This is a genomic window from Kocuria sp. cx-455 (genome assembly GCF_057707085.1).
The window spans coordinates 145,463-158,570 of sequence record NZ_JBYIPM010000006.1; the positions used below are offsets into that span (position 1 = coordinate 145,463).

At 63.4% G+C, this 13,108-nt stretch carries 11 protein-coding genes and 1 pseudogene; 4 read left to right on the forward strand and 8 right to left on the reverse strand.

All coding sequences use genetic code 11. The features are described 5' to 3' along the window. Nucleotides 1-139: 139 nt before the first annotated feature. Nucleotides 140-697, forward strand: a complete 558-nt coding sequence (locus tag AC3ENJ_RS10400; protein WP_431813983.1) for a nuclear transport factor 2 family protein — start codon at nucleotides 140-142, stop codon at nucleotides 695-697. Nucleotides 698-918: 221 nt separating this feature from the next. On the opposite strand, the gene AC3ENJ_RS10405 is transcribed toward AC3ENJ_RS10400, so the two are convergent. From AC3ENJ_RS10405 to AC3ENJ_RS10420, 4 genes and pseudogenes are all read right to left on the reverse strand, one after another. Further along, the gene (locus tag AC3ENJ_RS10405) at nucleotides 919-1,074 is read right to left on the reverse strand and encodes a hypothetical protein (RefSeq protein WP_431813984.1); all 156 of its coding nucleotides are present in this window, start codon (nucleotides 1,072-1,074) and stop codon (nucleotides 919-921) included. Nucleotides 1,075-1,078: 4 nt separating this feature from the next. Next, nucleotides 1,079-1,486: pseudogene (locus AC3ENJ_RS10410) on the reverse strand (IS1634 family transposase); the annotation flags it as partial. Nucleotides 1,487-1,872: 386 nt separating this feature from the next. Continuing rightward, a complete protein-coding gene (locus AC3ENJ_RS10415) occupies nucleotides 1,873-2,166 on the reverse strand; it encodes a hypothetical protein (protein WP_431813985.1) in 294 nt (97 codons plus the stop codon). Nucleotides 2,167-2,343: 177 nt separating this feature from the next. Beyond that, nucleotides 2,344-3,750 (reverse strand): aldehyde dehydrogenase family protein, encoded by a 1,407-nt coding sequence (locus tag AC3ENJ_RS10420; protein ID WP_431813986.1) that lies wholly within the window; start codon nucleotides 3,748-3,750, stop codon nucleotides 2,344-2,346. 270 nt (nucleotides 3,751-4,020) lie between these two features. Between AC3ENJ_RS10420 and AC3ENJ_RS10425 the strand changes: the two genes are divergently transcribed. Together AC3ENJ_RS10425 and AC3ENJ_RS10430 are read left to right on the forward strand one after the other, a co-directional pair. Then, entirely contained in the window at nucleotides 4,021-5,511 is a 1,491-nt protein-coding gene (locus tag AC3ENJ_RS10425) for an APC family permease (protein WP_431813987.1), read from the forward strand. A 34-nt stretch (nucleotides 5,512-5,545) separates the two neighbouring features. Next, complete coding sequence (locus tag AC3ENJ_RS10430) at nucleotides 5,546-6,877, forward strand: NAD(P)/FAD-dependent oxidoreductase (protein ID WP_431813988.1); 1,332 nt, start codon at nucleotides 5,546-5,548, stop codon at nucleotides 6,875-6,877. 43 nt (nucleotides 6,878-6,920) lie between these two features. Here the strand turns inward: AC3ENJ_RS10430 and AC3ENJ_RS10435 are convergent, their stop codons facing one another. Together AC3ENJ_RS10435 and AC3ENJ_RS10440 are read right to left on the reverse strand one after the other, a co-directional pair. Then, a complete protein-coding gene (locus AC3ENJ_RS10435) occupies nucleotides 6,921-7,877 on the reverse strand; it encodes an AraC-like ligand-binding domain-containing protein (protein ID WP_223842124.1) in 957 nt (318 codons plus the stop codon). Nucleotides 7,878-8,052: 175 nt separating this feature from the next. After that, nucleotides 8,053-9,132, reverse strand: a complete 1,080-nt coding sequence (locus tag AC3ENJ_RS10440) for a 2,3-butanediol dehydrogenase (RefSeq protein ID WP_431813989.1) — start codon at nucleotides 9,130-9,132, stop codon at nucleotides 8,053-8,055. 300 nt (nucleotides 9,133-9,432) lie between these two features. On the opposite strand from AC3ENJ_RS10440, the gene AC3ENJ_RS10445 reads away from it, so the two are divergent. Further along, a complete protein-coding gene (locus AC3ENJ_RS10445) occupies nucleotides 9,433-9,870 on the forward strand; it encodes a PaaI family thioesterase (RefSeq protein WP_431813990.1) in 438 nt (145 codons plus the stop codon). Here AC3ENJ_RS10445 and AC3ENJ_RS10450 read toward each other — a convergent pair. Both AC3ENJ_RS10450 and AC3ENJ_RS10455 read right to left on the reverse strand, forming a co-directional pair. Further along, entirely contained in the window at nucleotides 9,867-11,579 is a 1,713-nt protein-coding gene (locus AC3ENJ_RS10450; RefSeq protein ID WP_431813991.1) for an amidohydrolase, read from the reverse strand. The genes AC3ENJ_RS10445 and AC3ENJ_RS10450 overlap by 4 nt on opposite strands. 18 nt (nucleotides 11,580-11,597) lie before the next feature. Then, a complete protein-coding gene (locus tag AC3ENJ_RS10455) occupies nucleotides 11,598-12,983 on the reverse strand; it encodes an MFS transporter (RefSeq protein ID WP_431813992.1) in 1,386 nt (461 codons plus the stop codon). Nucleotides 12,984-13,108 lie beyond the last annotated feature (125 nt).

Consider the following 13,108-nt stretch of genomic DNA (forward strand, 5'->3'; position numbering starts at 1 on the left):
AACATCTAAAGATTATACTTATTGCCCCCTGGCCGATGCCGAGTTAAGAATGAAAACTAGCAAACCCGGCGCATCAATAGGCCCTCCTGTGGGTCGCCCGGCGCCCACCCACTCCTAGCAAAATTGGAAGCGATGATCCATGACTGCCAATGACCGCCTCATGAAGGATCTAGAGCGCAGAGTGCGCATCCTGGAAGCCGAAGCTGAGGTGCGTCGGCTCCAGGCAAAATACATGTTCTTGTGTGACACACCCTGCCCGGAGTTCGGCGTAACCAGCGATGCTGAACGGATCGATTCAATCGTGGACTTATACGCTGATGATGCCGTATGGGAGGGCGTGGGCGAGTACTACGATAACCAGTTCGGGCGAGCAGAGGGTAAGGAGCAAATCCGCAAGCACTTCCAACGGTTCTGGGACAGCGAGCGGCAACCCACGCTCCTTCTCAATGCCCACTATCTTACCTCTGAACAGATCCAGACAGATGGATACACGGCGGAAGGACAGTGGATCCATATTCAACCCTGGCTCTACTCTGACGGCACTGGACTGTTGCGTTCAAGCCGCCTCAACAATGCCTTCCGTTTGATCGACGGCACATGGAAGATCACCCGCACCCGCACGGAGAATGTGTTCATTGCGCCGCTTCCACGGCAATTTGCGTCGGACTTCCCTTCGGTGTCCATGCTAATGAAGTGACACGATCGGGGCTCTTGCATACAAGCCGCTCGCCATCCCCCGCGGCATCCAATCAAAACATGGGCCTGGGTGCAATTGATGCAATTGCATCAATTCTCATGGAGTAGACATCCCAAGACCCCTTGCCTAGAGTTCCGGCCAGGCCGAGCCCATGCCGGATTCGTTCTAGCCCTTGGCCTGCGTGCGATACATCTCGAACAGCGCCTCGGCCCCGCCCCTGGTTAAGGGGAATACCGTGATTGGTGACCCACATGCTCAGGGTTTCCCTGATCGGTCAGGGTCGATCCCACGCGAATGGGATCCTGCGGCTCGGTGTTGTCCACCGCGTTGCGCGCCATCTGATGCATGGCACCCGCGATGCGCCTGAGTTGGCTCATGTGGTTAGTGCGTGAGTTCCGGTCCACCGAGGGCCTCGAGGATGGCTTGTTGCTGGTCGGGAATCTCGGGAGCGAAGATTTCGGTGGTGCCGTTGATCGCGATGGTCGCGCAGCGCAGTGGCCGCAGCTGCCTGACGACGTTGCGGATGGCCAACCGGGTGCGAGTTTGCACCTGCCGGGAGACCGCCAGGGCGGTGAACACGATCGTCAGGTGCGCCTCGATCGCCTCGCGCCGGTGATGGAAGATCGGACGGGCGGCCAGATCGGTCTTGCTCATCCGGAAGGACTGCTCCACTCGCCACAGGTCGTGATAGGAACCAATCACCTCACCGGCGCCCATCACGGTGGCGGGGATGTTGGTGACATAGCCCTTCAGCCCCACCAACCGCCGGGCCCGGGCCAGGGCCGCCTCCTGACTTGGCTCAGGGTTTCCCTGATCGGTCAGGGTCGATCCCACGCGAATGGGATCCTGCGGCTCGGTGTGATCCATCGCGTTGCGCACTATCTGATGCATGGCATCCGCGATGCGCGCCGGGTCCGCCCAGGCTTTTCCGCTGGCGGTTGATTCCAGGTTCCACAGCCGGCCGGGGTGGTTCTCGGCGGCGTCAGCGTAGATCACCACGGTCAGCCGTTTCAGGCTCACGCACTGCGGTTGCATAAAGTTGGGTTTATCGCTTTGAGCGAGCAGATCCAGGTCCACCAGGGTGCGCCGCATGGATCGGATTCGACGGTTGGCTACCACGGCCACAATCCGCCTCAAGATCGTCAGCATTCCGGCCCGGGCCGGTGGATTGAGACTTAGTCATCGACATCGCCGTCCCAGTCGTCATCCATGTCGTCATTGCCGGGGACCGGCATCGGGGGCGGGTTCTGATGAACCTGCTGCGGGATCTCACCCACGTGGGGCACGGAAACTTCCGGGGACGCTGATGCTGCCGGTTCGGACGGCTCGTCAGAACCGCTCAACGGCACGGTGACGACCTCGTGCGGCAACTGCGGCGGTTCCGCGGTTGCCGCAAGAGACTGACTGGCCAGGGCCAACGCAATGGGGACGCACATGACGCCCAGCAGCATGAGAATTTTTCGAATCACGCCCCCAGGCTTGTGGCACCGGGTGAGACCAGCGTTAAGAAGCCATTAAAGAATTCTCATGAACCGTACGTAGCTTTGCGGGCACAAACCCGATTGCAGAGCTGAATTCCACCCACCGCCCGGCCCGCTACCAACCGCAAGCGAGGCTGGCGCCGGACCGAGCGGCGTCGGCGGCCGCTATCTGGAGATCACCTTGGGCGCGGCCACGGACTTGAGGCCTTCCACCCCGAATTCCAGGCCGTAACCGGAGCTCTTGATGCCGCCGAACGGCACGCGCGGATCCACGGCACCGTGCTTGTTGATCCACACCGTGCCGGCTTCGATCCGCTGCGCCACCTCGACCGCGGCGTCCGGATCGGAGGACCACACTGAGGCGCCCAACCCCACGTCCAGGCCGTTTGCCATGGCGATGGCCTCGTCCAGGTCCGAGTACTTGACGATCGGCAGTGCCGGACCGAATTGTTCCTGCGCCACCAGCGGATTGTCGTTGGGCAGGTCCGCGATCAACGTGGTCGGGTAGAAATAGCCGGGCTGCTCGGGCCGCGGATCGCCGCCGATCAGCACCCGGCCACCGCCGTTCTTGGCGTCTTCCACGAGCCCGGCCACGATGTCGTACTGCTGCTTGTTCTGCAGCGGGCCCAGCACGTTCTGCTCCTCGAGCCCGTTACCCATGGGCATCTGCTGGGCCACCGAGACCAGGGCGTTGCACACGTCGTCGTAAACGTCCTCGTGGACGTAAAGGCGCTTGAGCGCCGCGCAGGTCTGGCCGGTGTTGATGAACGCACCCCAGAACAGGTCGCCGGCGATCTGCTGGGCGTCCACGTCGGGCAGCACCACGCCGGCGTCGTTGCCTCCCAGCTCCAGGGTCAAGCGAGCGAGTCCGTCCGCGGCGGAGCGCATGATGGCCTGGCCGGTCTTGGTGGAGCCGGTGAACATGATCTTGTCGATTCCGGTGTGCTCGGTCAGTGCCTGCCCGATCTCGCCACCGCCCGGGACCACGTGCAGCACGTTCTCCGGAAGCGCCTGATTGAGCACGTGAATGAGCCCCAGCACGGACAGCGGCGTGTACTCGGAGGGCTTGACCACCACGGTGTTACCCATGCGCAGGGACGCCGCGACCTGCCACACGGTGATCATCATGGGCCAGTTCCACGGGCCGATCGCACCCACCACACCCAGCGGCACGTAGTGCAGTTCGGCCTTGCCGGATTCATCGTCCACCAGCACCTCCGGCTCCATGGGCGTGTCCGCGTTGGCGCGCAACCACGCGGCGCACGCACCCACCTCGAAGGCCGCGTTCGGGCCGTTCTTGATGGGCTTGCCCTGCTCACGGGAGAGCAGTTCCGCGAGCGCCTCGGCGTTGGCCTCCACCGCATCCGCCGCGCGATGCAGGTACTCAGACCGCTTGGCATGGCCCGACGCCGCCCACTCGGGTTGCGCGGCGCGGGCCGCCTCGATCGCCTGGTTCAGTTCGGCGACCGTGGACTCGTGGACCTTACCCACCGTCTCTCCCGTGGCGGGATCGAGAATCTCGCGACCGGAGGGATCTGCAATGGCTGACAACAGTTCTTGATACGTGCTCACGGGTGCTCCTTGGGTGCCGGTGGTCCGCCAGCGGCTGGCGAAAGCCTGGTTCTGCATCCATTGTGTCTTGTGTCACGCCGCTCATGTTGTCTGCCCGTGCAGCCGTTTTGCTCTTGGGTGCAGGTAAGGCTTCCCGGACGTTCACCTCGCGGGGCATCGATCAGCGCCCCGCAGCCAATGACAAGAGCCCAGCACTCCTGGACAACGCCTGCGGGTGTGAGCTGGCTAACAATGGGGTAAACCCGTTGAATCCCGCATCGGAGGCTCACCGTGCAGCAACCTACTCGCCTCGCGAGACGCCATCTGTCCACCACAGCCCTGGTGTTCATGATCATCGCCGCGTCAGCGCCCTTGACCGTCCTCGCGGGCGGAGTGCCGACAAGTTTCGCGGTATCCGGGCTCCTGGGAGTGCCCGTGGGCTACATCATCCTGGGGCTCATCCTCGCCGTGTTCGCCGTTGGATACGGTGCTATGAGCGGGCACGTCCAGAACGCCGGAGCGTTTTACGCCTACGTGGCCGAAGGCCTGGGAAACAGGCAAGGCATCGCCGCGGCCATCCTGGCATTGGTTTCCTACAACATGATGCAGGTTGGTTTGTATGGCCTGTTCGGCTTCTCACTGGCCACCCTGATCACCGGCCTGACCGGCATCACCGTGCCGTGGTGGCTGGCTGCCCTGGCCGGGTGGGTGATTGTTGGTGCTTTGGGGGTCAACAGCGTGGACCTTTCCGCCAAGGTGCTCGGTATTCTGGTCGCCTTCGAATTTCTCGTGGTGGGCGTGGTCTCCGTCCTAGCGCTCGCGGCCGCGCCGGAGGGCATTGGGGTCCAAACCCTCGATCCGCACAACTTCTTCACGCCCGGCATCGGAGTGCTACTGGCCTTCGGAATCGCTGCCTTCATGGGGTTCGAATCGGGCGCCATTTACTCCGAGGAAACCAAGAATCCCCGCAAGACCGTGGCGCGCGCGACCTACATCGCAGTGGCCGTGATTGCCGTGTTCTACATGTTTTCGTCCTGGGCGTTCTCCGTGGGCGTCGGGGCCTCGAACATCGTGTCCTCATCCCAAGAACTCGGACCGGACCTGGTGTTCGTGTGGCTCGCCGAACGCAGTACGCTGCTCGCCGACGTCGCGAACGTCCTTTTCATCACGAGCCTGCTCGCTGCCCTGGTCGCCTTCCACAACGGCGCCGCCCGGTACTTCTTCGCACTGGGCCGCACCGGGGTGCTTCCGAAAAAACTCGGGCTGACATCCCCTCGGACCGGAGCCCCGTTTGCCGGGTCCCTCGCCCAGTCGTGCGTGGCGATCGTGGTGATCGTGGTTTTCGCCATAGCCGGAGCAGGTTCACCGCTGGGAGATCTGTTCCCGGTTCTGACTCTGTTCACCTGGCTGACCAATGCCGCAGCTTTCGGTTTGGTGTTCCTCCTGGCCGTCACATCCATTGCGGTCGTGGCTTGGTTTTCTCGCAATCACCACGGACACGGTGTGGGCACTCGCGTGGTGGCGCCGGTGCTCTCAGCACTCGGGCTGCTCACCGTGGCGGCCCTCATCCTTGTCAATTTCGATCTCATGATCGGAGCGGAGGGACCATCACCGCTGGTGGCCATCATGCCGGGCATCATCATCGGTGCCGGTGTTGTGGGACTGATCTGGGGTGAAGTGCTCAGACGATCCCGCCCAAACGTGTACCGGGCCATGCAGCACGAGGACCAGATCCCCGAATCACAAGAACTACCCGTGGTCACCACCCACCCTCATTCCTGACTCGATCACCCACCCCTTTACCGGAGGAATCACCATGAGCAATCCCCATGTCGTAGTTGTCGGGGCCGGTTTCGCCGGCCTGGTCGCCGCTCGCGAACTACAGATGGCCGGCGTAGACGTGGAAATCGTTGAAGCCCGGGAGCGTATCGGCGGACGAGCGTGGACCGAAGAACGCATGGGCCGCCCCCTAGAACTCGGTGCGACCTGGGTGCACTGGATGCAACCGCACGTGTGGTCCGAGATCACGCGGTACGACCAGAGCATCTACCCCAGCCCATTCTGTGATGACGCCTATTGGGTCACGGGTGATTCCGTCAAGCACGGTTCCGAGGCCGACCTCGAAGCAGCAATCGATCGCCCCATGCAAAAGATCTTCGAGGGCTCTCGCGAGTTCTTCCCGTATCCCTACGAACCACTGCACGTACTGGACGAAACCAGTGGCAGCACACCGGAACTTCGCCGGCGGTTCCTGGACGCGGATGAAGGCAGCGTTTTGGATTGCCTACGGGACGGCTCCTTCTCCCAGGAGGAGATCGATCTCTGCAACGCATTCTGGGCCGCCGGGTACATCGGGGACCCGGAACTGGGATCGCCGCTCATGGCCAAGCAGTGGGCTGCCCTGTCCGATCATCGGATGAGCCTCATGGAAGAACAAACCCTTCGGTACAAACTCACGAACGGCATGCGGGGAATCTACGAGAACATTGCCGCAGACCTCAACTGCCCCATCAGGCTCAACACCCCGGTCACGTCCATTGACCACCGCGAGGCCGGCGCCACGGTCACCCTGGAGAATGGCGAACGCATTTCCTGCGACGGCGTGATCGTCACGGTTCCCGTGGGCGCACTGCCCACGATCGAATTCACCCCGGCGCTACCCGAGGGCATGCGCAACATCATTGACAAGAAATGGAACTCCACCGGCTGCAAAATCTGGGTGAAGGTCAAGGGCCACCACAGCATCCTCGGCTACGCACCCACGCCCGCCAAAATGGCGATCTTGCGCAGCGAGTTCTTCATGGACGACGACACCACCATTTGTGTGGGGTTCGGCCCCCACCACGACCAGGTGAACCTCAACGACCCGAAACACGGTCAGGAGATCATCAACCAATGGCGACCGGACCTGGAGGTCGTGGACTCCACCGGCCACGACTGGGTGGCGGACAAGTGGAGCGGTCAGGCTTGGGCCACACTGCGCTCGGGGCAGTTCACCAACGGCTGGCACCACTTCCGCACGACCGACAGCCGGCTGCATTTCGCGGGGGCGGACTGGGCGCGTGGCTGGCGCGGCGTCGTCGTGGACGGCGCCATCGAAACTGGATTGAGCACGGCACGCAACATGATCAAGGAGCTGAAGGTCTGAGGGCAGCCAACGGGGACCGGCCGGGTCAGGGCTGGGTATGTCGTTACCCGGCCAGGACGCGCCGTCGGTAGGCGGACGGCGTCTCACCGAACTCGGCCTTGAATGACTTGCTCACGTGCGCGGGATCCAGCAAACCATACCGACCACTCACCGCCTGTACGGTCTCCTCCGCGAGCGCGGGATCCGCGAGATCGCCCCGAATGGCCTCCAGCCGCTTCAGACGGATGGACGAGGAGACCGTCAGGTCCTGGGCCGCGAACCTGCTGTGCAGCTGCCGGACCGACACGTACAGCGCCTTGGCAATGGTGCCGGGCGTCAGCTCAGGATTCCCCAGGTGGTCGTCGATGTAGGCGGAGGCCTGCTGCACCAGGAGATCACCGGGCTGCTCGGCGCTTAATTCCAGGACGTCGGAGGACAGCACGCTCACGAGCATGCCGAGCGCGCTGCGAACCAGGCGCATCGCGTGGGGCCCGTGCAGAATATCCATGTTCTCCGCCAGATCACGGAACATGGGAGCGGCCACCCTACCCAATCCGTGATCCTGCGTGACCCGTCGAGCCGTCACCAGTTCAACCTGCGCCGGTGTCATGTGCACCACGGAGCGGGGAAACGTCATGACCATGGAGTGTTGGGGTCCGCGATACTCCAGCTCGTACGGCCGGTACGCCACATACAACCCCAGGTCACCGGGTCGCAGTACGCACTCACGCCCGTCCTGCCGCAGCAGGCACTCACCGTCGAGCTGCAGGCTGAGTTTGAAGTACTCACCCTGGTCCTGTTCCACCAGCTGCGCCGTACGGATCACTCGATGAGCGTCGGTGGTCATGTCGAACAGGTGAACGTCATCGAGTTCCACGGCGCGCAGGTTCGCGCGGAAGCGTTCCTCGTCCGGGGCCGTGATCTCCAGTGCCGCGAATGAACGGCGAATCACCGTCCGCCACTGCTCCATGGTCAGATCAGTGTGCTGACCAGAATCTTTATGTGCCGTGTCGTTCGACATGCGCATTGTCCTCGCTCGCTTGCTGACCGGGTGACCGCATCCTACGGACAATCGGCCACGACAAACATCAAGTGCCAATCACCGCAAGCGGGATGGGGCGGCGTCGAAAACCCGGCGCCACTCATGCGTGAGCGACGCCGGGTTTTCTAGATTCCGTAAAATCAACAGGAGTCGCTCACAGGCCCTCCCCCGAAGGGGACACCAAGATTTTGACCGCCGTCTCATTGCGGTGAATGAGAGTGTCGAACCCTTCATCCACCAGACCTTCCAACCCGATCTTTCCGGTGATGAACGGTTTCAGATCGATCTTGCCGGACTCCACGAGCTCGATGGTGGCGGGGTGGGAATTCACGTATGCGATAGTGCCGCGCAGGTCAATCTCCTTCATCACCAGCTTGTGGATATCGAAGTTGGACCGCTCCGCCCAGATCGATACGACCACCAGCACTCCAGTGGGCCGAAGCGCGTCCATAAGGGTGTCCAACACGACCTGGACGGAGGTGCACTCGAATGCAATATCCGCGCCCTTGCCGTCGGTGATCTCCTGTACTTCCGCAGCCACGTCCACTTCGCGCGGATCCAACGCGTAGTCGGCAACGCCAGTCTCCAGTGCTTTCTCGCGGCGCAGCGGGGAGAGCTCCGATACCACCACAGTGATATTCAGCGCCTTGAGCACAGCGGCCGTCAACAAGCCAATGGGGCCGGCGCCACCCACTACAGCTACGTCACCGGCCTTCGCGCCGGAGCGTTCGACCGCGTGATACCCCACGGACAGGGGCTCAATCAAGGCTGCCTCATCCAAACTCACCGAATCGGAGATGGGGTGGACCCAGCGGCGCTTGACAGCGATGCGCTCTCCCAGGCCTCCGCCACGTCCGGCGAGGCCGATGAAGTTCATGTTCGGGGACAGATGGTAGTCCTTGGAATCAGGGCCGGTGTCGACATCGTCACCAATGATGTAGGGCTCGACCACCACGTGCTGGCCGATCTCAAGATCCTCCACTCCTTCACCAAGCTCATCGATCACTCCGGAGAACTCATGCCCGAGAGTAACTGGAGCAGTTTCACCTGAGATGGGATGCGGAGTGCCATGGGTAGGACAGAATACCGGCCCATCCTTGTACTCGTGCAGGTCAGTGCCGCAGATGCCGCACCAGGCCACCTTAATTCCTACTTCACCAGGAGCCACCGCAGGCTCGGGGATCTCCTCAATGCGAATGTCGCCTCGGTCGTAAAACCGTGCTGCTTTCATCATGGGCCTCCGGGGCACTCATGGGATCGGGAACGGGGACTCGATCCCTGTGGTCTGACCATAAGCATGTTGGGCCCTAAAAATAAAGCGTTCTGCGAGCATTGACCGCATTTTCTGGCCCAGCCCCACAACGACGAGGCAATGAAGAAGTGGAGGACCAGGCCCATGCCGTTCGCGAACGTGATGATGAAGGGTTTCATCGCCCCTGCCTCACATTCCTGTGGTCCGCGGTTCCCCACATCGAGCCGCCGCCTCTACAGTGATGAAAAGTCTTGCTACTTCTGATCTTCCCGGAGGCTCCACATGTACGCTGACCCCCACGATATGCCCGCCGTTCGTGACATGCTCCATGACATCCTGCGCAACGACCCCGCTCCGCAGCACCTGGGTATCCAGTTGGGGGACATCGACCAGGGGCGCGTGGTGATGACCATGCCGATCGCCGATCACATGGCCAACAGCCACGGCATGAGCCACGGCGGCTACCTGTTCACCCTGGCCGACACCACCCTCGCCTACTGCTGCGCCACCGCCGGGTCCCGCGTGGTCACGCGCAACGCGGAAATCACCTTCGTGGCTCCCGCTCACTCGGGTGAGACTGTCACCGCAACGGCCACGCGGCGGGTGAGCTTCGGCAGGAACCAAATTTGCGACGTCGTTCTGGAGACCGACGGGCGAGTGGTGGCCTACTTCACGGGGCAGGGCACCACGCCTCCGGCACCGCGCGGTACGGAGTCCTAGTCGCTACTGCCCGGGTCCACGCGGACGGCTTCCAACTCATGGCCGTAAACGACCCGTCCGTCACACACGGTGAGAACCGGTCGGAGGTCCTTGAGGTCCTCGGTCTCGACACAGAACGGGTCGCGGTCCATGAGCACCAGGTCTCCCAGGAAACCTTCCGCGATGCGGCCCAACCGGTCTTCTTCGAAGGAGGCGCGGGCGGCAACGGTGGTGAACGCGGCGATGGCTTCCGCCACGGAGATGTTCTGGACGGTGTCCAGGAGCCTGCCGGAGGAGGTCCGCCTGGCCACGGCGGCGTAAATGCCCAGCCAGGGAGTGGGCGTGGTCACGGGGAAATCCGAATTGATGGGCGCTTGGATTCCGTGGTCGATGAAGGTGCGCATGGGATAGGTGCGCGCAATCCGTTCGGGGCCCAGATTGTTCAGGTAGCTATCGCCCAGCTCGTAGAGGAACGCCGTGGAGGCCGCGGCAATGATGTTGCCGTCCCGCAGTCTGTCCAGTTCGTCCTGATGGGGCAGTCCGCAGTGTTCCACCCGGTGACGCCTAGAACGGACCAGTGCGTCGTAGTGCTCTTGCGCCGCAGTCTCCTCCGACCCCGAACCACGCACACCGCCGGCCGCATCTCGTCCGCCGGCCTCGATCAGATCCAACGCCTGTGTCACGGCACGCTCACCGATCCCGTGCACGGCCACGCGCTGACCGGCAGCAACGGCCTTGGCCACCAAGGGCTCGATCTCCGAGGTGTCGTAGTAGAGAATTCCGCGCGAGCTACCGCCCTCGAACGGCTCGGCGAGCGCGGCGGTGCGCCCGCCCACGGAACCGTCGAGCACGAACTTGAGCCCCTGGTACCGCAGCATGTCGTTGCCGAAACCGCTGCGCAGGCCGGTGCCCAGAACGGCGTCGTAACTGCCCGGGAATTCGCCCTGCGCGAGCGCGAAGTACCACGGCCGGAAGCGCACCGTGAGCGCGCCGTGAGCGAGCAGGCTTTGGTAGACGCCCATCTCGATGGGGCCGGAACTCATGTCGTGGACCGTGGTGATGCCCTTGCCGGCGAGGTCATTGAGCGCGAGGCGCATTCCGGCGGTCATGCCTTCGGGGGTGTCTGTGGGGAGGTCGACCAGGGACATCGCTTTTTCCTGCAGCAGGCCCGTGGCGCGGCCCGTGTCCGGGTCGCGCACGATGCAACCGCCGGACGGATCCGGGGTGTCGTCGCTGATGCCGACCCGCTCCAGCGCGGCGGTGTTCACCAGCGCCATGTGAGCGCACGTGCGGCGCAGAAACACGGGATGCTCGGGCGCCGCGCGATCCAGATCCTGCACCGTGGGGCCGGGGCCCTTCATGCGGTGTTCGTCATATCCCCAGCCGGCAAGCCACTCGCCGGGTTCAGTGTGTTCGGCCTGGCGGGAGATGGCGGACACGATGTCCTCGACCGTGGGCGTGACGGCCGGGCGACAATCCACCTGCAGCAGGCTCTTCGCATACATGCCCGGATGGCCATGCGATTCAATGAGTCCCGGCATGAGAAAGCGCCCGCCCGCATCGATCACGGGCGCGTTCGGGGCGCTGCGCTCGCGGGCTTGCTCCGAACTGCCCACAAAGGTGATCATCCCATCGCGCACGACGACGCCGCGCGGTGCGGTTTCGTACGCGCTACCGGGGTCGTACACCACGGCATTGATGACGGTGAGGCTGCGGATCGGGCACTCCATGGGTGTCTCCTCGGGAGGTTACTTTCGGTTGAGCAGGTCCCCGCCGATCTGGTCGACGCCCCGTGCGTCGTCGCGCCGGATGAGGACCCTCGCAATGATGGACGAGACCAGGGAGATCACGGCAATGGTGAACAGCAGGATCGCCGGACCGGTCGACCCGCCGCCCGTGGCGGATAGGATCGTTTGGGCGAGGGCCGGCATGAAGCCGGCCACGATGCCCGCGAGGTTGGCCGAGAGCGCGATGGCCGAGTAACGGATCTTGACCGGGAACAGCTGGGTCAGCACGGTACCCACCGGCGCATAAGCGATGGACGCGAAGCCCAGGCCGAGGATCATGGCCACCGTGATCATCGCGGTGGAACGAGTGTCCATGAGCCAGAAGATCGGGAAGGCCACGAGGGCGGCAATCACATAGCCGACGACCACCACGGCGGAGGGGCTGGTCTTGTCCGCGACCTTACCGGCCACGAACATGGTCACGATCTGCGCCACGGCACCCCAGGTGATGGCGTTCAGGATCACGGTGGAGGGCAGATCCAGTTCCATGACCACGTAGCTGATCATGAACGTGGTGAGCATGAAGAAGCCTGCGTTGCCGAACAGGTAGGTGCCGATACCCACGAGCAGACGGCCCGGGACGGTCCGAATGATGTCGACGACCGGAGCGCTTTCCTTCTCGGCGGCCGACGCGGCCTTGGCCGCTTCGGCTTCCTGGAAGTCGTCGGTCTCGTCGACCTTGAGGCGGATCCAGACACCCACGGCGACCAGCAGGATGGAGATCAGGTAGGGAATACGCCAGGCACCCTCGAGGAACCGCTCACCGGACGCGGCCACCACGGCGGCCACGATCACACTGGAGAGAATGGTGCCTGTGGGTGAACCCAGCTGCACGACGGATCCGTAGAAACCACGCTTGTTCTCGGGCGCGTTCTCCACGGCCAGCAGTGTGGCACCGCCCCATTCACCACCGGCGGCCATGCCCTGCACGAAGCGGAGCACACCGAGCAGGACGGGGGCTACCAGACCCGCGGTTTCATAGGTGGGCAGCAGGCCGATCAAGGTGGATGCAACGCCCATGGCCACGATGGTGATCATCAGAATGGTGCGGCGGCCGATGCGGTCACCGAAGTGGCCCGCGAGCAGCGCACCCACGGGGCGAGCGATGAAGCCGACACCGAAGAGCAGGAACGAGCTGATGGTGGCCAACGCCGGGTCGTCACCGCCGAAGAACAACGGAGCGAACACGATGGCCGACGTGGTGCCGAACAGGAAGAAGTCGTACCACTCGAGGGACGTCCCCACGTAGGCACCCATCAGGGCGCGGCGGGCCTTCCGGGGGTCATGCTCCCGGGCCGCCGGGCGGTCCGCAGTGTGGCCCACGGAGCCACCGGCAGTGCTGGACATGAGAACCTCCGGGTCAGAACGTGGTGGCCGGGTTCGGTTGTGGTGACGCATGGCCCCGAACGAGTAGTCCCTCTTCTGTGACCAGCCTCTCATACGATCACATCCATCGGGGCACTCCTTTTCTC

Bases quoted from the DNA above. Each gene is read 5' to 3' on its own strand.
- AC3ENJ_RS10435 (WP_223842124.1), bottom strand. From the start codon at position 7,877: ATGTCGAACGACACGGCACATAAAGATTCTGGTCAGCACACTGATCTG.
- AC3ENJ_RS10430 (WP_431813988.1), top strand. From the start codon at position 5,546: ATGAGCAATCCCCATGTCGTAGTTGTCGGGGCCGGTTTCGCCGGCCTG.
- AC3ENJ_RS10400 (WP_431813983.1), top strand. From the start codon at position 140: ATGACTGCCAATGACCGCCTCATGAAGGATCTAGAGCGCAGAGTGCGC.
- AC3ENJ_RS10440 (WP_431813989.1), bottom strand. From the start codon at position 9,132: ATGATGAAAGCAGCACGGTTTTACGACCGAGGCGACATTCGCATTGAG.
- AC3ENJ_RS10450 (WP_431813991.1), bottom strand. From the start codon at position 11,579: ATGGAGTGCCCGATCCGCAGCCTCACCGTCATCAATGCCGTGGTGTAC.
- AC3ENJ_RS10405 (WP_431813984.1), bottom strand. From the start codon at position 1,074: ATGAGCCAACTCAGGCGCATCGCGGGTGCCATGCATCAGATGGCGCGC.
- AC3ENJ_RS10445 (WP_431813990.1), top strand. From the start codon at position 9,433: ATGTACGCTGACCCCCACGATATGCCCGCCGTTCGTGACATGCTCCAT.
- AC3ENJ_RS10455 (WP_431813992.1), bottom strand. From the start codon at position 12,983: ATGTCCAGCACTGCCGGTGGCTCCGTGGGCCACACTGCGGACCGCCCG.